At 61.3% G+C, this 20381-nt stretch carries 15 protein-coding genes; 5 read left to right on the top strand and 10 right to left on the bottom strand.

The annotated features are described in order from the left end of the window. Window positions 1-54 precede the first annotated feature (54 nt). Window positions 55-2781 carry a cytochrome c biogenesis protein CcsA gene (gene ccsA / locus HY556_11415; protein MBI4394382.1) on the top strand — a complete coding sequence of 909 codons (2727 nt, stop codon included), beginning with the start codon at window positions 55-57 and terminating at the stop codon, window positions 2779-2781. A gap of 400 nt (window positions 2782-3181) precedes the next feature. Here ccsA and HY556_11420 read toward each other — a convergent pair whose 3' ends face one another. The 5 genes from HY556_11420 to HY556_11440 all read right to left on the bottom strand — a co-directional run bounded on the left by HY556_11420 (window position 3182) and on the right by HY556_11440 (window position 9354). Continuing rightward, the gene (locus tag HY556_11420) at window positions 3182-3490 is read right to left on the bottom strand and encodes a hypothetical protein (GenBank protein ID MBI4394383.1); all 309 of its coding nucleotides are present in this window, start codon (window positions 3488-3490) and stop codon (window positions 3182-3184) included. A gap of 236 nt (window positions 3491-3726) precedes the next feature. Next, window positions 3727-4833 (bottom strand): DNA topoisomerase IV subunit A, encoded by a 1107-nt coding sequence (locus tag HY556_11425; protein ID MBI4394384.1) that lies wholly within the window; start codon window positions 4831-4833, stop codon window positions 3727-3729. A 130-nt stretch (window positions 4834-4963) separates the two neighbouring features. Continuing rightward, window positions 4964-6877 (bottom strand): DNA topoisomerase VI subunit B, encoded by a 1914-nt coding sequence (locus HY556_11430; protein ID MBI4394385.1) that lies wholly within the window; start codon window positions 6875-6877, stop codon window positions 4964-4966. 221 nt (window positions 6878-7098) lie between these two features. Continuing rightward, window positions 7099-8013 carry a hypothetical protein gene (locus HY556_11435; protein MBI4394386.1) on the bottom strand — a complete coding sequence of 305 codons (915 nt, stop codon included), beginning with the start codon at window positions 8011-8013 and terminating at the stop codon, window positions 7099-7101. Window positions 8014-8118: 105 nt separating this feature from the next. Then, a complete protein-coding gene (locus HY556_11440) occupies window positions 8119-9354 on the bottom strand; it encodes a proteasome-activating nucleotidase (GenBank protein MBI4394387.1) in 1236 nt (411 codons plus the stop codon). A 226-nt stretch (window positions 9355-9580) separates the two neighbouring features. Between HY556_11440 and HY556_11445 the strand changes: the two genes are divergently transcribed. Together HY556_11445 and HY556_11450 are read left to right on the top strand one after the other, a co-directional pair. Then, a complete protein-coding gene (locus HY556_11445) occupies window positions 9581-10090 on the top strand; it encodes a TIGR00270 family protein (protein ID MBI4394388.1) in 510 nt (169 codons plus the stop codon). Continuing rightward, entirely contained in the window at window positions 10087-10983 is an 897-nt protein-coding gene (locus HY556_11450) for a type II methionyl aminopeptidase (protein MBI4394389.1), read from the top strand. Before HY556_11445 ends, HY556_11450 begins: the two co-directional genes overlap by 4 nt. A 330-nt stretch (window positions 10984-11313) precedes the next feature. Here the strand turns inward: HY556_11450 and HY556_11455 are convergent, their stop codons facing one another. From HY556_11455 to HY556_11465, 3 genes are all read right to left on the bottom strand, one after another. Further along, window positions 11314-11529 carry an RNA-binding protein gene (locus tag HY556_11455; protein MBI4394390.1) on the bottom strand — a complete coding sequence of 72 codons (216 nt, stop codon included), beginning with the start codon at window positions 11527-11529 and terminating at the stop codon, window positions 11314-11316. Between the two features lie 105 nt (window positions 11530-11634). Next, the gene (locus tag HY556_11460; GenBank protein ID MBI4394391.1) at window positions 11635-13701 is read right to left on the bottom strand and encodes an ATP-dependent DNA helicase; all 2067 of its coding nucleotides are present in this window, start codon (window positions 13699-13701) and stop codon (window positions 11635-11637) included. A gap of 367 nt (window positions 13702-14068) precedes the next feature. Then, on the bottom strand, window positions 14069-14440 hold the full coding sequence (locus HY556_11465; GenBank protein ID MBI4394392.1) for a hypothetical protein: 372 nt from the start codon (window positions 14438-14440) through the stop codon (window positions 14069-14071). A gap of 449 nt (window positions 14441-14889) precedes the next feature. Here HY556_11465 and HY556_11470 point away from each other — a divergent pair, with 449 nt between their 5' ends. Together HY556_11470 and HY556_11475 are read left to right on the top strand one after the other, a co-directional pair. Beyond that, a complete protein-coding gene (locus HY556_11470; protein ID MBI4394393.1) occupies window positions 14890-15273 on the top strand; it encodes a 30S ribosomal protein S8e in 384 nt (127 codons plus the stop codon). Window positions 15274-15308: 35 nt separating this feature from the next. After that, a complete protein-coding gene (locus HY556_11475) occupies window positions 15309-15638 on the top strand; it encodes a hypothetical protein (GenBank protein ID MBI4394394.1) in 330 nt (109 codons plus the stop codon). Between the two features lie 5 nt (window positions 15639-15643). On the opposite strand, the gene HY556_11480 is transcribed toward HY556_11475, so the two are convergent. Both HY556_11480 and HY556_11485 read right to left on the bottom strand, forming a co-directional pair. Further along, window positions 15644-16378 (bottom strand): class I SAM-dependent methyltransferase, encoded by a 735-nt coding sequence (locus tag HY556_11480; GenBank protein ID MBI4394395.1) that lies wholly within the window; start codon window positions 16376-16378, stop codon window positions 15644-15646. A gap of 124 nt (window positions 16379-16502) precedes the next feature. Beyond that, entirely contained in the window at window positions 16503-20282 is a 3780-nt protein-coding gene (locus HY556_11485) for a PGF-CTERM sorting domain-containing protein (GenBank protein ID MBI4394396.1), read from the bottom strand. Between the last annotated feature and the right edge of the window lie 99 nt (window positions 20283-20381).

The following is a 20381-nucleotide window of genomic DNA, read 5'->3' on the forward strand; positions in this document are numbered from 1 at the left end:
TTCCCCATCGTCGCCACAAAACATCTTTAGCGGGCCGTCACATGGAGGCCAACGATGGACGTCGGCGAGGTCCTTCTTTACGCCGGGTTGGCCGCCGGCACCGGGGCCATCCTCCTATACGCTTTCGGCCTCGCCCGCCACGAACAGCGCTTCCGACGCGTCGCCGACCGCCTCCTTCTCGTAACCGCCGCGTCGGTGGCGGGTGCCCTCGCGACGCTCATCTCCTATTTCCTCCGCGGCGACCTCTCCTACTATTATGTCTGGAACTACACGAAGGTCGACTACGAGGCGCCGTACCGGCTGGCCGGCGTCTGGGGCGGTCAGGCGGGCACCCTCCTCCTGTGGGCGACCGTCGCCCTTGCCGCGCTCGTCATGGAACTACGCATCCAAGGCGCGCTAAAACGCGCGCGGAGCCTCGAGGAGAACGACACCCGCTTCTTCGACGCGATGAAACTCTTCGCCGTAGGGGCGGCCATCAGCCTCCTCTACATGGTCGTCGACTTGGGCCTCTTCTCGTTGACGGCCGACTATTGTTTCCTCGCGAACGCCGGCACCGGCGACTTCGTCTACGCCCCGGGCTGCAATTCCGCGTTCACCCCGCTTGTCGTGCGGCCGCAAGGCAACGGCTTGAACCCGCTGCTCATGTCGCCTTTCATGGTGATCCACCCGCCCGTCGAATTCACGTCGTACGGCCTCATCATACTCGCGGGTGCCGCCGGCGCGGCCTACGTGGCGACAGGGAGCCGCATCTGGAACGAGACCTGCCTTCTCTGGACGCGGCTTTCGTGGCTCTTCCTCACGACCGGGGTCGCCCTCGGCGCCCTCTGGGCCTACTACGTCCTTTCGTTCGGCGGCTACTGGGCCTGGGACCCCGTCGAGACGGGGAACCTCCTCCCATGGATCGCTTTGACCCTTCTCCAGCACGCCCTCCCGCAGGAACGGAAGAAGAAAGGGTACGAACATTTCGCCCCCTTCGCGGCGATCACGGCCTTCGCGGCGACGATCCTCGCGACGTTCATCACTAGGAGCAACCTCTGGGCCGCGAGCGCCCACGCGTTCCTTCCCGGTGGAAGCAACGACCCCGACCCGTTGGTCCGCCTCATGAGCGTCATGGCGGTGTCGGAGTCGGTCGCGTACCTTTCCCGCCTTCTCATCGTCATCGTCCTCGGGACGGGTATCCTCTTCCTCTTTCGCTACGTGCGCCACAGGGAGGGTGGGGGCGAGCGCAGGCCCTTAGTGGCCGTCACCTACATCGGTCTCTACGCCGCGCTAATCATCATCGCCCTCGTCGATGTGCGCACCCTTGCGCAACAAGGCGCGGCCGCGGTGCATCTCGTGGGCGCCGGGAACACACTATTCGGGTGGGCGCTTCTTTTCCTCGTCTTGATCGGGGTACCGCTCGTTGCGCTCATCTGGTCCATGCCGGAAGGTGAAGAGAAGGCGTACAAGTCGCCGCTCGAACTCGTGAACATCGACACGCTCATGGCCGCTGGCATCGCGCTGTTTGCCGTCGGGTTCGCCTTGACGCTTCTGCTCCTTCTTCTTGCCGTGAATTTCCTGCCGAAGGAGATCTACGATACCCGCCTTGCCTACGTCGTCATCCCCCTCGTTCTCGTCATGGGCGTGACCCTCTCTTGCAGGTTCATCGGGGCGTCGCGGTCGGTCGCGATGGCGTTGGCCGCGTTGGGCGTCGGGGCGATCGGGTATCTTGCGCTTGGGAACTGGGGTTGGCTTGCGCTCGGCGTCCCCGTCCTGGGCTTCGGATTCGCTTCCACGCTCCACCGGACGATGAAAGCGGCCGAACCATCGGACGGCGCCCACGCAGGAACACGCGTCGCAGGCTACGCGCTAGTGGCTGCCGGGGTGTTGGGTTTCGTTTTCTGGGCGTCGCCGCCGGCCCGCGTCGGGATACTCGGCCTCTCTGTGGCCGTGCCCCTGTTCCTTGTCCCTATCGGCCTTGCCGCGGCCGCTTCATCGCTTCTTCTTGCCGTGCCGGTCCTCTCGGGGCGCGGCCGTAGAGCGCATGTCTTTGGCGCCATCGCCGCCTTTGTGGCGTTCGGATACGGTGCGTCTTTCCTCCTTGGACTTTTCGTCATGGCCAAGGCGGTCGCCAAGGACACTACTTTGCGACCATGGGATATTCGCCCTCTGCGGTCACAGTTCATGAAGACCGGCCGCTACGCGATGCACGTGGGTGCCGTTCTCATCATCATCGGCTACGGGGCGAGCACCTTCTACCAGGAGACCGTGGGATTCAACACGATCTCGTCGTGGGAACGGGGAAGCACGAAAGAGATCGGAGACTACGCGCTCACTTTCGTGGACTCGAACGGTATCGACACGGACGGTGATGGGCGCTACGAGGAGGTGACGGCGGTCATCCGCGTCGAGACCAAGAGCGGGCGATTCGTCGAGGATTCTCCCATGACGCTCTACTGGGAAAAGGACCAGGCACGTCATTTTTCGAGGGAGTACGTCACGCGGGACGGCGTTTTCGACGTCTATCTCAACGCGGATCCCTTCAATCCCCCGGTGTTCAAGACGGCGGCCGACGGGTGGCAGTCCACTTCGAGCCTTACGGCGGCGGGGCCACGCCAGTTCACGGAAGCCGACGTCGAGGCAATCGCGCTCTCGGTACGCACATTGCCGCTCGTAGGGTGCGTCTGGGCCGGTGTGGCCCTCATCGACGTGGGGATGATCGTGATACTAGCGACCTTTCCGGGCCGCGCGGCCGTAAGGCCCGCGAGGAAGGACGCGTCGACCGCTCCGGCGCCGGCCTGAAGGCGTCGCCGAGGGGCCGGCCAATCATGCGCTTTTAATTCCCCGGTTCGGCACGTTTCCCGCGGTGGGGCGGGTTTCCCGGGGTTTTCGAAAACGATATCTATCCGCATGATTTTCCGACGCGTAGGCGGCCCATGCGAAAGATCCGAAAAGTCTTGACGTACATCTGTTGCACCTGCTTTCGTACGTTCCCTGCCGGGGGCGAAGCGAAGGCGCACTGGCGGGAGAAGCATTACAAGCCAAAGCCGAAGAGGCCGCGAGGCCGACCTAGGGGTTCGTAACTCATCGTCTTGCAAAGGCCGATTCTAGGGTTTTGTCGATTTCCAAGAAGGTAGAGTGGCCCGGCGAGTTGAGCTCGCCGGGGCTCTTTTTCGGGAGGCGAAGATGTCGATCGTCTCGATCAGGCTGCGGCTTCCCCGCGGGAGACCGGGCTTCCTTGCGCGAGGGGCTTTTCCCTTTGCGCGCGTAGGCTCGCGAGGTGCGCGAAGTCCATGAGTTTGATGTACTCCATGCCGTTGGCGGGGCTGATGTTCGCTTCAAGGATGAAGCCGAGGGCGACGCTCTCGTCTTGGCCGAGAAGCTCAAGGGTCTCGAGGTCGAGCCCGCAGTCACGCGCCTTCGTCTCGAGGGCCAGGAGGGTGGCCTTCGGGATGAGGTCGTCGTAGTTGAGGTTCAACAGCGTCCGTCTCTGTTTCAGTCGCGCGTTCATGGTTTTTCCCCTCTCTTTCCACCCGGAAAGGGTCCGCAGGAGTCAACCAAAAGGTTGAGTTCTGCTTCCAGAAATGAGATGCACAGGTGTCTATTTAACGATTATGGTACGAACGTTTCGAACAAAATGACATATGCACGAGCGGATTACGATAATATGACGGACGAATACCAATTAGTCCGGAAATAAGGTAAACAACGTACAGATTAGGCTTTTTTCGGTACTATGAGCCAGCTTTACCGAAGGACGCCCATCGCGGTCAACTTCTCCGGAAGATACGTGTCGGTCACGTAATCAAGACCGTACTTCGCGAGGGCCTGCTGTTCGGACTTCTTCCCAAGCTGCAACTGGAGATTGATCTCACCGCGCCAATCCTCGTTCGCAAAGCGCGGGTCCGTGAGTTCGGCCTCGAGCGCCTTCACATCCTGCTCCGTCAACTTGTCCGTCGGCAACTCATAGTTCACGATGTCGGACGGCGTGATCCCGAGGTACTGCGCAGCGGGGGTCGCCAAGTACTCGCTGATGTGCGCCGTCTTTATCGCCCCGTAGGCCACCGACGCGTAGATGCGGAACGACCACGGGTCGCCATCGGTGAAGACGACCACGGGAAGATCCGACTCCTCGTTGAGCCTCTTGATGAAACGCCTCGTCGAACGCGCGGGTTGGCCCTTGAGGTGGACGAGGATGGCATCGTTCGTCTCGTCGAAACGGTTCTCTACCAACCTGTCGAACATACCACCGGTCTCGATCGCGACGACGAGCTTCGCGTCGATCTCCTTGAAATCGAGCTTTCCTTTCTCGACGTTGTAGGGTATGTTGTACCCGGCGTCGCCCACATCGTCGCGGCAATTGATGCGCCTGCGTTCGCCAGAGCGCACCGTCTCCTCGATCGTGAGGTTCCCCATGACCCTCGCTCCGTCCTCTTCGGGCCTGAGCTTGAAGTCCTCCCGTAGCGCCCCCGAGATTATCTCAAGGTCCTCGGCGAGCTTGTCGCTTTCCGCCTGCTCTCCGAACTTCGCGAGGTCCCACCCTTCCGAGATGTAGTACATCTCTCTAAGGGTCGAGGACTTCCTGGTGTCGATCATCTCCTTGATGAAGTCCACCATGTACATCGTGCGAAGGAGCATGTAGGCGCCATCGGTCGTCTTCGCCGATCGGGCGCTTTCCGATTCACCGTACTTCCACACGCCATGTTCGTCGGACAGGACTATGTTGGACTTCGTGCGGACAGGAATCGTAAGCTCGGGGACCTTCAGGTCATCGAACTGATTGTAGACGCTCTCGGCGATCTTGTAGAGTTCTTTGAGAGCGACCTGCTGCCGTCCCGCCGCGACGTTGTCCATCGACTCCTTCTGCTCGCTTGGCTTGCGGGTCTTGCGGGGGGGCATCAGGCATCAGTCTCCTTGTGACCCTCGGCCGCGATGGACTCGCCTTGCTCGTCCATCCGGCCTCGCATATCGCGTCGGCCTCGGCTCACGCCTCGACCTCCTTGTATGCTTCGGCCCCTATGACCAATTCTTCATCGATGCCCTTCACGTAGAGCTCCGTCTCGTCGAAGTCGTCGGCATCGACCTCCTGCAACTCGAACGCGAAATCGCGCGATTCGCCCGTCGGTATCCGCTTCACTTCCCAGAGGACCAGGCCGTCACGGAGCTCGGCCGCCTTCGGCTCGACGTCCGCCAGTTTCGCCCCGTGCGGCACGACGGAGATCAGCGAGAACGTCTTCCCGTGGTGCGTGTAGTTGGTGAGCGTTAGCTTCACACGCGTCGTCCTCTTCGCCTTGTCGTGGAGTATCGAATCGGTGATCATCATGTTGTTCATGATCTTCGCGACGACCCCCTCGATGTCCGGGACGGGCTTGCCGACGATCTTCGCCGATTTCGCAGCGATCATGGGGAGGATCTTCCGTATCAACTCCATCTTCGCCTTGAGGTAATCGTACTTCTTGCGTTTGCTGATGTGGCTCTTCATGCGGCGGGCGCATTCGCGTAGCGCCAACTGCACCTCGTTCTTCATCACCTCGATGTCGGCGACCGCCTCCTTCGCTTCCGACGTGAACGGCACGTTGGTGGACGCGACGTGGACCAAGATCACGGCCGGGCCGAACGGGATGCCCTTCCCGCCACGCTGGTCGAGGTCATACCTACGCCAATCGATCTCCTCCACGGCGTGCGTCACGGCGCAACCGCCCTTGTTGTACATGAGCGGCACGCGGTTGGCGAAGCGGAAGATGCGGACCTGTTCCTCGCCGTTGAGCTTGCCGCCGTAGGCGATGCCGGCCTCCACCTGGAAAGGATTCCCGGAGTAGACGGCCGCCGGCCTCGTCGCCGTCACGAAGAACTCGGCCTCCGTGATCTCCTTCTTAAGCCCCTTCTTCACCAGGAGTTCCCCGATGGGCGAGAGGCAATCCGTGGGCGGCGCCATCACCTTGACTTTCCTGAAAGCGTCGACGAGCCGCTTGGCGTCGTCGAGTTCGAGTGACTTCGGTTTCGCGTTCTCCTCGAGTTTCGCCGCCTCGATGATGTCGCGGGCCGTGCGGTATCCGACACGGCTGAATTCCGTCGTGAGAAAAGAAGTGAGTTTGTTGGTCTCCGTGGCCTTCAACATCTTGAGGAGTGTCCCGAGCTCTATCCCCTCCGGATGCGGCTTGATCTCCGCCGTCGGCGCGGGAAGCTGGTCCGTTGCGCGCTCGAATATCACGGTCTCGCCGTCCGGTTCCTTGAAAGTGATCTTAGCATGCGGGTTGACGATCGCCGTCGAGCGTAGGTACTCGTAGACGGATTGCGCGCCGCGTTGGTACTTGGCCTCGAGGTGTACTGCGATACTCGTCCCGTGGGGCTTGTCCCAACGGACCTGGTCCTCTTTGAGGACCTCCGCACGGTTTTTTTGCGTGTCGAGGCGGATCTCGAGCCTGTACGCGGGGTAATCGGGGCCGATCTTGCTCGTCACGACCGCGTGTTTACCCGTGGTGAGATTCGCATACATCACGACCGCGGAGATCCCTATCCCCTGTTGGCCCCGCGATTGCCGTATCTGGTGGAAGCGCGACCCGTAAAGGAGGCGCCCGAAGACATTCGGGATCTGCGCCTTGACGATACCCGGTCCATTGTCCTCGACTGTGAGGATCAACTCATCCGTCCCGCCCTTCGATATCGCGACGTTGACCTCGGGAAGGATGGAGGCTTCCTCACAGGCGTCAAGGGCATTGTCGACCGCTTCCTTGACGGCCGTGATGAGCGAGCGCGTCGACGAATCGAAGCCGAGGACGTGCTTGTTGCGTTCGAAGAACTCCGCGACGCTGATGTCCTTCTGTTTCTTCGCAAGTTCCGTGGCGATCGGCGCCGATGTAATGGAAGTCGTAGACGTCCCTCCGGGGGCTTTTCCCATCCCGGTCGTCCAAGGAGCGGACCCGCGTATAAAGTCTTTGTTTTTTAACGCGCGCTAAGGAGGAAAAGGCGTTTCACGTCCCTTGCGCCGTCGACCGCAAGCCGCGCGTGATACGCGATACGGCTCAGTTTTCAAGCCGTCGCATGACGCACGCTTCCCTCCCCCGTGCGGTCATGTGGCTCGCCGCGTCGCCGCCCTCGTTCCAGAACACGCGAAGGGCTTCAACGCGTCCGACGTCTTGCGACCAGTGCCGCGCACGCGAGGACCGCGAGAAACCACGGCTCAAGCCCAGGCACGACGTTCTTTCCCGCAAGTTGGAAACTGAACTTGGGCTTGTCCCCGATGAGGTCGGGGCGCGTAGGGTGGAGGCTTTCGGCCTGGATCTCCACCGTCCCGCCTTCGTCGGTCGACCAAGGTGTCCTGATCTCGACCTGGAGGTCGCGCGTGTTCGTCGCGCCGTCCGCGAGGCTTTCGAGGGTCAGTCGGGGTGGCAGCGTGATGATGCTGAACTCGGGGGACGTGGTGAGCCGGAACCGGACTTCGACGGGCGAGTTCCCAAGGTTCATGAGCGTGAACGGGACGATGATGGGCAGACCGCCGCGAGACGGGATGGATTGGCCTTGGGGGCCTTGGAAGGCGAGTTTGGAGATGAAAAGAGGAATGACGTCTTCCTTGGTGGCCTCGCATTGCGTCGTGGGCATGTTCCCGTTCGCTTCGAAGGACGCCCTGACCGTGATCGCGCCTCGAACCAACGCCGGCGCACGAAGACTTGCATTCAGGAACATATCCGTCTCGTTCGTCTTTGAGTTCCCGAAGACGTTTCGTGCCTCGACATCGAAGGCCAGCGTGACGTTGTGGATTGTGTAATTTAGCCACTCGGGCTGGGAGACGACCTCAAGGCGCGCGATGCTTCGAGCCGGCGCCTGCCGGCCTTGGTCGACGCCAGGAGCTGATCCCGGGCTGAAGATGTAGTCGACGGCCACCTTCATCGCCTGCACCCGATTTGGCACGAGCCCTGCGCCGAGGTCACCTAGCCGCACGTTGCAACTTGTCATCGACTGTGCGTGAACGCCCGGTAGCGCGACGGCCGCGAATGGCATCAAAATGAGGATAACAAGAAGTATGCGCTGGGACATCGACGCCCTTTGCTAGGCCGGAACCCTACTTAAGAATATTGGGAATGGGGCAGGATTGACCTGTCGGCGGCCGGGCGGGAACCGGCCCAGAGCAGCGATTCTTCCCTAGGCGAACGCCGCGTCCTTGACCACTTTGTCGGTCTCGCGCATCCTGTGCCCGAGGATCTTTTCGATGGCGCGCTCGAAGTCGTTCATGCTGATCGTCTCGCGCTCTTCGCGTATGGCGAACATGCCGGCCTCGGTGCAGACCGCCTTGATGTCGGCGCCGCTTGCCGTGACCGGGCATTCGCTTGCGAGGCCAGCGAGGTCGACGCCTTCGGCGACACTCATCCTTCGCGTGTGGATCTTGAATATCTCCAACCGACCGGTCTCGTCGGGGAGTTTCACCTCGATCATTCGGTCGAAGCGGCCTGGGCGTAGAAGCGCCTGGTCGAGCATGTCCGGGCGGTTCGTCGCCGCGATGATCTTCACGTCGCCGCGGGCGTTGAAGCCGTCCATCTCGGAAAGAAGCTGCATAAGGGTCCTTTGCACTTCGCGATCCCCGCTCGTCGACGCTTCGTAGCGCGACGCCCCGATGGCGTCGAGTTCGTCGATGAAGAGGATGGTCGGACCCTTTTCGCGTGCCATCTGGAAGAGTTCGCGCACCAGGCGAGCGCCTTCCCCGATGTACTTCTGCACGAGTTCGCTACCGGCGAGTTTGATGAACGTCGCTTCCGTGTGGTGGGCGACGGCCTTTGCAAGAAGCGTCTTTCCCGTCCCGGGCGGGCCATAGAGGAGAACCCCTTTCGGCGGGTCTATCCCGACGCGTTCGAAGAGTTCCGGGCGTTTCATCGGAAGCTCGACGGTCTCGCGGATCTCTCGCACCTGGGTCGTCATCCCACCTATCTCGTCGTAGGTGGTCGTCGGCGCGTCGATGACCTCCGCGCCGTAGACTAGTGGATCCATCGATGGCGGGAGCACACCAACCACAGAGAGTGATTGTTGATTGAGAGCGACGCGAGTTCCCGGGACAAGCGATTTGCGGTCGATGAATTCCGCCGCTTGGACCACGAAGTGGGGTCCGGTGGAGCTTTTCAAGACGATGCGTCCATTCTCGAGCGTGTCTTTGACGTAACCGACGAGTAGCGGCGGTGTCTTGAGTTTCTCGATCTCCGCGCGGAGTGCTTTTACCTCGCGAAGAAGCCTTTGGCGGTCCATCTCTGCGAGACGGTATTGGCTTTCGAGACGGCGTTTCTGCTCCCGGAGTTGCGCGTTACGATCCTCGAGGGATTTCAGTGGGTCGTCCGACTCGACCTGTTCCTTTCCCTCCGCCTCGTCCCCCACGTCACGCTCCTCTGCCATGGACTAAATACCGCCTAAAGCCGACCGGCTCATAAGTCCTCTTAGGCCGTATATATTGATTGTGTTACATCGGATGGTCGGGCGTGGGGACCATCGGAATCGACACCGACATGCCCCGTGGCCCGCCCCAAAAGGGGGCTCCGAAGCGCGACGTCGGGCGGCCTCCTTTCGGCCGCCGCACGCGTGACCTTTAAAGGCCCGCTCCAGATTGTGGGGCGAGCGTGGAATGCTGGAGTGCGAGATCTGTGGGAAAACGGTCCCAAACGTAAGAAAAGCCACCATCGAGGGGACCATCCTCAACGTCTGCGGTGATTGCGCCCGCTTCGGTGTGGAGCACGTGGGGCCCGCGATGGAAGTGACCAGAAGAAGCGCGGTCGTAGAAGCTCTGCGCAAGCGCGCCCAGCGGGGGACGAGCCGCGACGTCTACAAGGAGATGGTCATGGAGCTCGCGCCCGATTACGGTGAGCGGATACGCACGGCCCGCATGGCGAAGGGCTGGTCGGTGGAGGATCTGGCGTTGAGGATCCTTGAGAAGAAGGGCGTGCTCGCAAAGGTGGAGCATGGGTTACAGCCGCCGAGCGACGACCTGGCCCGCAAGCTCGAGAAATCGTTGGGGATAACCCTCTTCGAGAAGGTCGAGGCGAACTTGCCTACTGGCAAAGGCAGCGGGAACCCGAACATCACGCTCGGCGACCTCATCAAACGCCAACTTGGAAAAGGAGGCCAAGAAAAATGACGCTCACGGCTGAGGAGGTCGAGAAGATCAAGAAGGCAGGGGCGATCTCCGCCAACGCGCGGCGGCACGGCGCCAAACTTCTCAAGGAAGGCGCGAAACTTATCGAGATCGCGGAAGAGCTCGAGAACCTCATGCGAAAGGAGGGCGCGGAACCGGCGTTCCCATGCTGCCTGACTTTGAACCGCGACGCGGCCCATTACACGCCAAAGCCCGGCGACGAGACCGTCCTCAAGAAGGGGGACGTCGTGAAGTTGGACCTTGGAGCCCATGTGGACGGCTACATCGGCGACACGGCAGTGACCGTCGAGGTGGGAACGGACCACCACGCCAAACTCATTTCGGCAAGCCAGGAGGCGCTGAAGAACGCGATCGCGTTGGTCAAGCCAGGCCGTAAGATCGCTGAGATCGGCGGCAGCATCGAGGCCACCATCCGAGGATTCGGCTTCAAGCCCATCGTGAACCTTACAGGCCATTCCATCGAGCCCTACCTGCTCCACGCGGGCGTCTCCATCCCGAACGTCGGCCGGGGCGCGGGCGTCTTAGAGGAGGGCATGGTCATCGCGATCGAACCGTTCGCAACGGATGGCGTGGGTCGAATCAAGGAGTCGAACGACGGGAACATCTGCCTCTTCCTCGATGCCCGGCCGCAACGAGTGCCCGGCGCCAAGGCCCTCCTCTCCGACATTGAGAAGGCGCGGCCCAAGCTTCCTTTCGCCTCACGCTGGATGAAACGGCCCGGCGACGATCGGTTCGAATTCAACCTCATGACGCTCGTCCGGTCCCGCGCCGTGTTGTCTTACCCGGTCTTGCGGGAGGAGGCCGACGGCATGGTGAGCCAAGCGGAGCATACGATCATCGTGTCAGGCGATGGCGCGATCGTGACGACGGCGTAGTGACTTGCCGAAGCTGGCGGGGAATGCGTGCGAACGTGCATCGGGCGTCGTCGCGAAAACAATTCGACGTAATAGGGCGAAAGCTCGGGGAGAAAAGTTGGAAGGGGTGCTGGCCTCACTAGGAGGGGATGGGATGCACTTAACAACTACCAGCCGGGCCCTTCCATGTGTTATTACCCTTGCTAACTATAAATAACTTACGAAATTATTCAAGCGGGATATATAAATGTAGAATTTCCCGAACTTGTGAACAACGGCGCTTACATTTCAAGCCCGCCGCCTTCCATGCCCACTTATCGCGCGACCAATATTCGATGAATTCTTATTAAACTATTGCGGATTGATCGTGACCACGTTGTTGCCGCGAAGCACCACGGTGCCGAGGCGGCGATTATTCTCGTTGGCCCGCTCCTCTGTCTCTTCCAAGACGAGGTTCATGTATTGGTCGTACCCGACCAATTTCCCCTCCAAAGTCCGGCCGTCCTTGAGCATGAGGGACAGACGTTTGTTCATGTGTTTCTCGAGGACATCGAGGGGCATAGCCATGATAATCCCGCCTTGAAAGCGGTCGAGGGTATAAAGCCGTTCCTTAGGAAGGGCCGGGAAGCCCGCCGCGACGCCGGGATCCCTCGAAACCCATCCAACACGGCGTCAGGCGGAGCGATTGGCGTGCCTTGACTCGAAAAAGCCCCGTACCTCCGCGTCTGGGTCGAGCGACGCGTGGAGTCCCTGGATATCGCCTGCAAGCCTCTCGGCGCGCCGATCGAGTATGAGCAGGACGCCACGATCCGTTTCGCTCCTTATGAGCCGCCCCGCAGCCTGCAGCAGCCGCCGCTTCATCGGTGCTTCCACAGCGTACTCGAAGCCTCTGCCGAACTTTGCATCGTAATAGTTCTCCAATGCCTTTAGGCGAAAACTCGGCTTTGGATACGGAAGGCCCACGACGACGACCATTTCCAGTTCGTCGGCGGGAAAGTCCATCCCTTCGGAGAGGCGCCCGCCGATGACGCCGAGAAGCGCCCTGCCGCGTTTCGACCGGAACTCCGTCACAAGCCCCATGAGCTCCCCTTGGGTCATCGCCCTGCGTTCGGCGAGACTCACCGTGAGGTCGAGACTGGGGGCGACGCGCTCGAGCAGGTCGTAGCTCGGGAAGAAGACGGCACAACTTCGGCCCGCGGCCCGCAATGCGCCGTTGATGCGGTTCGCGAGTTTCGAAGCGGCCTGGGGGTCCCGAGCGACCTCCTCGTGCTTTGTGGAGACGTCTCTTGCGAATATCGCCAAACGGTTAACGGCCGGGAAAGGGGACGGAATGGAAAGCAGGGGCGTGTTCGGCGGGAGCCCAATGGAGTCCCGGTACTCTTCCAGAGGGCGCAATGTCCCCGACATGTGGATGCTCGCGTGCGCCTCCAGGAGCGAACGCGTGACGAGGCTCGGGTCCAGGCACGCCGCGGTAAGCTCCGGACCGCCCGACGAACGGGTGATGAGTTTGACGTGCGCTTCATCGGCGAGCGATAGCCAACTCTCAAGGAAGCTCCCAGCGGAGTGGATGTAGCTACGCGGGAGCTTGCCCTGCTTCCTTTTTCTCTCCCGGATGCTCTCGCCGAAGTCCAACATCCGCTTGATGGCCTCCCGTAGCCGCACCGTCGTGGTGCGCAGTCGGCTCAGGAGCATCGCCTCGAAATCGCCGTCAGCGACTGGGGCATCCTCCTCGACGAGCGACCCGTCGGCGAGTTCCTCGATGGCGGAGCGCAGTTCCGCAAGGAGCCTTGTCAAAGGAACACCTTCCAGCACCTCCAGGTCTCCGAATGAACGCGTCTCGGACATGGCGTGATCGATCGAACCGCGTGAAAGCCTGTAAGTCAGGATGTCGCGGGCGTAATCAGGAAGGTTGTGGGCTTCGTCGACGACCACGACGAAATCGGTGATCTGTCCGCCGGTCCATGAGAGAAGTGAGCGTCGCAGCTCCGGGTGGAAAAAGTAGGCATAGGGCGCTACGACTAGGCTAGCGTCCTTTAGAAGAAGTTTCGTGAACTCGTAGGGGCAGACGCCTTCGCGACGCGCCGCCGCAACGACCTCCTCGCCCGTCGGATTCGCGGAGCGCGCCCAATCTTCAAGGCCGTCCAATGACCGGCCCCACATGTTGCCATAAAAGCGGCATGTGAGGCGGGCGGCGGAACTGGACGAATCGCCCAGCCGAGACCCAGCGCTTCGGAAGGGGCGCCTCGCATCGTTGCCACCTGTCGATCGCGCCGTCCTCCACTGATCCCGACTGCCCGGGGACTGCCTTGCGCTTCCCGGCCCCGCGTTCCACGTGACGTCGCCCACGCGGTGTGCTTCCTCGACGCCACGTTTCCGGTCGCGGCACATCTTCGCAAGCTCTTCCGCATCGGCGCCATCGAACTCACGCTCCTCGTCGGCGAGAAGGCAGAGGTTGCGGCGTCCTTGCAGTGCGACTGCGTGGATCGGGAGCCCTGCCCGCTCGCGGATCGCCCGGAATTCTCGTATTACCTGTACGGCTTGGCTGTTCGTCCGCGTGAGGTAGAGGATGCGCTTCGCCTTCGGAAGCGCCGCTTCGAAAACGCCCGTGAGCGCACAGACGGTCTTTCCCATGCCGGTGCCCGCCTCGACGACCACGTGGGCTTCGCTTTCGACCGCTCGTTGGAAGAGCGTCATCATCTCTTCTTGCCCGGGCCGGGGCACGTAGGGGAAAAGACGCACACGCCGGAGAAGGTGGCGGCTCATAAAAGGGGTTTGAAGAGTGGGCCGAAAGTAGCGACGGCCAGTGGAGGCTTCGCCTATAGGAAGCGACGGGCCGTGGAAGCGTCGGAAAGCCATCGACGCAACGGGCCATGCCGCGTTCGATGATGGACGGCCCAACAAGTCGAAGGGCTGACGCTAAGAAAACAGGAACAGGCGGCGAGACGACCTCGCCGTCAAAACGTCCGAAGTCTGCGTTTCGAATCCTTACATGCGGATCCGAGCGGCCGAAGCCGCGCGCAGGCGGCGAGGCTAGCGGATGAGGATGCCTACATCCGAATCCGGGCAGCCGCAGGCCGCCTCAGCGGCCGAGGCAAAGCGCAGACGCTCACATGCGGATGCGCGCAGCCCAGACGTCCTCGGGAAGTTCCGAGTATATCTGGAATTCCGTGTCTTTGTCGCGCATCTTCTTGCGGAGCTCCTCCGCCGCGCCGAGGATCTTGTCCTTCCTAAAGAGCCAGTAGTGCGTGCGCCACTCGCGGCCGTCGTAGAGGGTCGTCTCCTCACGTTCGGTCGTCAAAAGGCCTTCCTCTTCGAGTATGTAGAAAAGTTGACGGTCTTCGGGTTCAAGCACGTTGTCGATGATGCGGTCGTTGAAACCGAATATGTCCATCACGAACTCGGCGTCGCGATCGGCTTCCTCAGGTACCAGGCCGATACGGTCCTGGACGGCCTGGGAAAGGTCCTCGACTGTAATGATCTCGGTGTCTGCCTCCCGAATCTCCTGCCTCGACATCGGACGATAGTGTGTGACTGCCCGTATTTATAGCTTATTTTGGCGCTGTACAGATGAGGCTGCGAAATTCGCGCTCCAGAAGGCGCCTACGCCGGAAACTTCGTGAGATTGTATGAGGGACGGGAATCCATGGACCGGCGTTGATTTCGGGCTCGGGGACGACCCGCGACGGATTCGCTGGCGGACCGACAAGAATTGGCGAATCCATCGGAGTTTCTACGGTCCATTGCCGACCGCGACGCCCCCCGAATTAGGGGTCCGCCTTACCGCGCGACGATCGGATTTCGCGAATGATGGCTTTTCCTCCAGCGTCTCAGCATGGAATCGCGCGAAATCGCCTCATGCCACCTAATCAACGTTAAATACAAAGACTCTGATGGCACCTTCCCTTCTAAAGATAAGGAGACTCTCACATGGCAATCTGGCAGGCCGAATCGGTCCGGATGAACAGCGGCGGACGAAGGATACGAAGCCACAAGAAGCGCCGCTTCGAGATCGGGCGCGAGCCCCACCCGACTGGCCTCGGCGAGACCAAGCGCAAGACCGTGCGCGTGCGCGCGGCTTCGACGAAGACCCGCCTTCTCCAAGGGAACGTCGCTTACGTGACGGATCCCAAGACCGGGACCACCAAGAAAAGCGAGATAAAGACGGTGGCCGAGAACGCGGCGAACCCGAACTACGTGAGGCGAAACATCCTCACGAAGGGCGCCATCATCGTGACAGGCCTTGGCAAGGCGCGAGTGACCAGCCGGCCGGGCCAGCGCGGTGTCATTAGCGCCGTCCTTCTCGGGAAATAGGGTTTATCTGGGACAGCGGGCCTCCCGGGGTCAAGATGGTGTCCAAAGACGACGGCGTCTACGTGTTGTACCCGGAATACTTTGATAGACGAGCGAAGCGGCCTGTAAGGCGCGTCGCCGTGGCCGCCGCCCTCGACAACCCGACCGCCGACTTGATCGCTAAGGCCGCCCTCGAGATGCACTTGTCGCCCACGATAGAGAAAGGGACTGGCCACCCCGCGACCTGGGAAAGGCAGGCCGGTCGGGTCCTCGTGAAGGCCGTGGGCGCGAAGAGCGCAATCATACAACAGATTGCCGAAAAGATCCGCGTGATCCAACAAGCCGAGCGCGAGCAATCCAAGCTGGACGCTGCGCGGAAAAAGTGAGTCGGCTAGCCGGTTCGCTTCCTTCCTACGACCGTCACGAACTGGTTTCGAGGACTAGATACCGCCTTCCCGATGGCGTCGTACGCGCTTATTAGCGGCCTCGCTCTCTTCCTGATGAGGTGGCGAAGATGGGGATAGAGGAACGGGCCGTGGTACATGGTCGCCAGATGGGTAAATCCTGCGCCCGATAATAGACCGCGAAGTTCGGGTCCGGAGAATTCCGTCTCCCATCCCGGCGGCCACCTGTTCAACGCCATCAGCCCTTTCTTGTACAATGTGTAGAGGTTCCACCGCTGCGGGACGTCGACCATCATGAGGCCTCCGACCTTGATGACGCGCCCTGTCTCCGCGAGGAATGGCGCCGGGTCGCGAAAATGCTCCAAGACACCGACCGAATAAAGTGCGTCAAAGGTGCCGTCCTTGTATCCGAGTTGAAGGGCGGACATCGTCGCGATCGTGGCGTCTACGCCTTTCGCCCCGGCCGATCTCACCGATAACCGTGATGCCGCGGCCGAGATATCGATACCGAAGCCCCGGACGCGACGTTCCTTGACTAGGTCCGCAAGGCCGGTGCCGCTACCGCAACCGATCTCAAGGACGCTCATTCCGGGCTGCAGGTGCTCCTTGAAGAACCTCCTGACACCGTCCGCCGCATCCGGCGTCCAATCGCCGGCGCCTGCCCTCTCCACGTCCTTCCAATGTGAGTCGAAGGCGCCTTGCGAGCGGGCCTCGACGGTCACGGGGTCATTGGTCGACGTCAGGATCTCCTCGCACTTGCTCCGCTAACCCATCAAAGTATAAGAAAAAATGGAGGAAGAGGGGCGCGAACCCTTGCTCGCGCCCGACTCCCGAGCGTTTTTAGCTTTAGTTCCTGCGGCGCCTGATGACGAGCATCGCGGCCCCAATGGCTGCGATCGCGGCGAGCGCTTCGAAGCCAGGCGTCGAGGGTTTCTTGACCTCATTCACCTTGAGCGTCGTGGCCGCTTGGTCGCCGACGGTCACGGAGTAGGTTCCTTTCTCGGCGATCTGCAGGTCGAAGCCGACCGTGGTCTCTTCGCCTGCGCCGAGCGTCACCGACTGGGTCTGCTTGGTGACACCGTTCACCTTGAGCGCGACACTTGAGGTGCCGCTCGCCGTGCCGGTGTTCTTGACCTTGGCCGATACTGCCACAATGGCGCCCGCGTCGACTTCCGTCTTCGAGAGCGTCAAGCCGCTGTAGGTGAAGGTCGCCGTGGGCTTCGAGACCGTCATGGTCTTCGCCGACGCCGTGCTGATGGTCACCACGAGTGCGCCTTCCTTGGTCGTGATGAACTGGAAGGTGCACTGCTTGGAGCTACCGGCGTTCACCGTCACGTCCTTGCTGTCGACGGTCGTCCCGTCGACTTTGAGGTCGCACGTGAAGGTTCCGGCTTGGCCACCAGTGTTGGTCACGATCGCCGATACGAGGACCGTGTCACCGAGGTTCGCGGTGGCCGGCACTTCGAGTGTCGTCACCGTGAAGGCGGCGGGCCCGACCGGGGTCACGACCGTGAGCGTCTTCGAGGCGCCCACGAAGGTCGCCTTCGACGCGTTCACCGTGTAGTTCCCAGCCGCGAGTGCCGTGAAGGTCAGCGTGCCGTCGTTTCCGGTTGTTCCGGCTACGACGCCATCGACCGTCACGGTCGCGCCCGACACGAATCCAGCGGTGGTTCCCCTCTGGATGACGGTCACCTTGACCGTGTCGCCCGGGCTGTAAGTCGCTTTGTCGAAGGACAGCGTCAAGCCACCTACGGGCGTGAACGAACCGGCGGAGTCGCCGTTCACCAGAACGTCGATCCTCGTGCTACCCGTGGGTAGCACCGTGAATGTCGCCTGGCCAGCCGCGTCCGTGATCGCGGAACCGAACCCGCCCGTGAGGGTCACGTTCGCGCCCTCGATAGGCGTTCCCGCGACCGACCTCGTCACGGTCACCGTTATGATGTTCGATTCACCGACGAAGATGTTCGTCGGCGTGATCGTCACCGTCGGTGCTTTGACCGGGAGGTTACCCGTCACGTTGTGGTAGGAGCTACCGGACACACCGGACTTGAACGCGAAGTAGATGGTCCCGAGGGAACCGCTTGCGTTCATCCTATCCATCCTGAAGACGCCGTTCACCACCGGGAGGGTGATGTTCGCCGTCGTCGGCGTAATCGAGAAGCCCGTCGTGTAGGTGGTCGGGCTCAAGGATCCACCGGTCTGGCTGGTGTTCGTCCAGCTCGCGTAGTATTCGGTCGTGTTACCGGTCACCACTGCGATCGTCCCGTTCGGCAGGGTGCCGTTCGGGTTCGTCACTGTGCAAGTGATCGTCGCGTTCCTATCTACGCCCTTGTCGAGCACATTCGGGGAGCACGAGATCGTCGCGTTGGCAACGGTCACGGTCGGTTCGCTGCCGAGGTTGTCGTGCTTACCGTCGCTCGTGCGCGTGTAGACCTTGTAGGTGCCCCAGGCGAGCGTCGCGGTCGTCGTCGTGTTGCCGATGTTGCTCGACGATGGCGTCGAGACAATGGCGGCAGACGGCAACGTGTTGTTGTTCGTCAAGCTCGCGTACGCGGTCGCGTTGAGGAAGTACACATCCGCGGCCGTCGCAGTAGCGACCCCGCTGATGGTCCTCGTCGTGTTGACCGTGTAGACGGTCGACTCGCCCGCAACCGATGCGGACGGGCTGATGGCAACGCTCATGTCGCGGCCCGGCGAGACCAGGATCTTCGCGTAGGAGTAGTAGGTCTGCGTTCCAGACGTGAACTGTCCTACGGCGATGAGGTGGTCGTTCGCCAGCGTGCTGTTGATTCCGCGAATGAGGTATTGGCCGTTCAGACCGTTTCCAGCAGTTCCGTTCCCGGTCGTGCCGTTCACGAGTGCGCCCGTGTCACGCCTAAGGAGCGAGACGTTACCGAACCCTTGGAGCAGGGTGCCCGTCGAGTCGGTCAACGTGAACGTGATGTCCGTCGGCGTGTCCGACTTGATCTCGCTCACCGACGCCGTGATGACGCCGCCCGTCGCGATGCTGATGGTCTTCGTGACAGTCGCGTTGTTGCCCCACTTGACACCGATCGTGATGGTGCCGCTTCCGCGCGTGGGCGCGATGGTCAAAGTCCAGTTGCCGGTCGCGTTGTTGTCAGTCGGGCTCGGAGCGACCTGTGTCGCGTTGAACGGGAAGAGAACGTCTCCCGTCACCGTGAACACGTCAGTGATCGCGCGCGGGCTCGTGCCGGAATTGTCCGTCGTGAGCCGCGTGTAGCCACCGAAGGTGGTCTCGGTCGAGCCGAGGACCTGGAGGCCGATCGCCACCGTGGACTGCGGGTTGGCGCTCGTGCCCGGGGCGCCGACCGCCGCCGTTGCATTGGCGGGGCTGATGACATTAACATTCACTGCAGCCGGTGATTCCACCGTGAAGGTGACGGCCTTCGTGTACTCGAAGCCGTTGTTCACATCGGTGGTTCCGCCGGTGAAGTTCTGTTGGACAGTTAGCGTCCAGGTACCGGTACGGTTCCAGTTGCTCGTGATGTTGAGGTTCGTCACAACACCGAATGTCTGGAGGCCGAAGGTAACGTTGCTGCCCGAAGAGACTGATGTGCCCGTTCCATTTGTGATGGTTATCGGGAAGCTTGACGAAGTCACGTTTTGGGTGCGGTACGTATTTGTTCCGTCCGTCAACGTGATGTTCGTTGGCTTGCTCCAGTTAATGCCCTGGGATCCGCCGGGGTACGTAATGTTATATGTCTTGTTGGAGGAGAAGCCGCTCTTTGCCGTGCTACCTGACGTGAGATCCGTGATGGAGAGAACGTCGGCGTTAACTGGAATGAGCTTCCAGTCCGTCCGTTCCGCGGCCGATGTCCCGGTCGTGTTCTGGGTGGCCGTCACGTTCAGGTTCTGGGCGCCGGCGGCGATGAAGGAGGAAGCTTTCACCCAGGAGCTCTTGCCGGCGTCATTCGTGGAAACTGTCGTCGTGACCGTGGCTCCGGTCCCATCAACGTAAGATATCGTTACGTTCACTCCGTTGTACTCACTGAGCGATGTGCCGGCGGCATCCGCGACAGTGATAGTTAGGGTCGAATCCCCCAACTGGGCATACGTAAGGGACGTAGGTAGAACGCTCACCACCAGGGTTCTCGCGGCGTTCACCACGAAGGCCGCCGCGTGTTTCTGGTTGTAGTCAAGGACAATCCAGGTGCCGACCTCACTGAAAGCACGCGAGGGGAACGTTCCGTTACCATTCCCGTCCATGGTCTTGGAGTCAGTGTACTTCGTGGAGTTGATATCGCCAACCTGGCCTGCCGCGACCTGACTAGGTGAGTATAAATATACGTCGCCACCCGTTCCTGAGCCGTATCCGCCCACGGCAGACCCATTGGCAATTCGAAGGGCCACATTCGCGTTGTATTCCGCGCTTCGAGCGCGGGTCGCGCTGGCGCTGTCGTAGACGTCAAACACATCGGTGATCGTCGCCAGACAGTAGCTACCGTAGGCGGTCGAGCCGCTTTGCGTTGTGCATCCCGTGCCGCCGACACCGTGACTGGCGTCCGCAGAGCCGGCGATGAAGTCTACCGGTAGGACCGTCAGCACCGATGTGGTGAGAAGCGCTACCAAAATTGCAGTCTGAATCTTCCTCGGAACATTGCTCATTTTTCTTCCTCCATGTATGCGTTTCCCATCTCTCTTTTCAGGAGACGGCGCCAAGATTAGCACGAGTGCTATCTTGCGTCGGAACCCGGAAACAAGTGG

The sequence above is a fragment of the Euryarchaeota archaeon genome (genome assembly GCA_016207515.1).
Taxonomy (GTDB): domain Archaea; phylum Thermoplasmatota; class SW-10-69-26; order JACQPN01; family JACQPN01; genus JACQPN01.

What these genes read in the sequence shown, in the direction of transcription:
- HY556_11440 (MBI4394387.1), bottom strand. Translation starts at nt 9,354, where the DNA reads ATGGCAGAGGAGCGTGACGTGGGGGACGAGGCGGAGGGAAAGGAACAG.
- HY556_11470 (MBI4394393.1), top strand. Translation starts at nt 14,890, where the DNA reads ATGGCAATCTGGCAGGCCGAATCGGTCCGGATGAACAGCGGCGGACGA.
- HY556_11485 (MBI4394396.1), bottom strand. Translation starts at nt 20,282, where the DNA reads ATGAGCAATGTTCCGAGGAAGATTCAGACTGCAATTTTGGTAGCGCTT.
- HY556_11475 (MBI4394394.1), top strand. Translation starts at nt 15,309, where the DNA reads ATGGTGTCCAAAGACGACGGCGTCTACGTGTTGTACCCGGAATACTTT.
- HY556_11420 (MBI4394383.1), bottom strand. Translation starts at nt 3,490, where the DNA reads ATGAACGCGCGACTGAAACAGAGACGGACGCTGTTGAACCTCAACTAC.
- HY556_11445 (MBI4394388.1), top strand. Translation starts at nt 9,581, where the DNA reads ATGCTGGAGTGCGAGATCTGTGGGAAAACGGTCCCAAACGTAAGAAAA.
- HY556_11450 (MBI4394389.1), top strand. Translation starts at nt 10,087, where the DNA reads ATGACGCTCACGGCTGAGGAGGTCGAGAAGATCAAGAAGGCAGGGGCG.
- HY556_11425 (MBI4394384.1), bottom strand. Translation starts at nt 4,833, where the DNA reads ATGGACAACGTCGCGGCGGGACGGCAGCAGGTCGCTCTCAAAGAACTC.
- ccsA (MBI4394382.1), top strand. Translation starts at nt 55, where the DNA reads ATGGACGTCGGCGAGGTCCTTCTTTACGCCGGGTTGGCCGCCGGCACC.
- HY556_11430 (MBI4394385.1), bottom strand. Translation starts at nt 6,877, where the DNA reads ATGGGAAAAGCCCCCGGAGGGACGTCTACGACTTCCATTACATCGGCG.
- HY556_11455 (MBI4394390.1), bottom strand. Translation starts at nt 11,529, where the DNA reads ATGGCTATGCCCCTCGATGTCCTCGAGAAACACATGAACAAACGTCTG.
- HY556_11435 (MBI4394386.1), bottom strand. Translation starts at nt 8,013, where the DNA reads ATGTCCCAGCGCATACTTCTTGTTATCCTCATTTTGATGCCATTCGCG.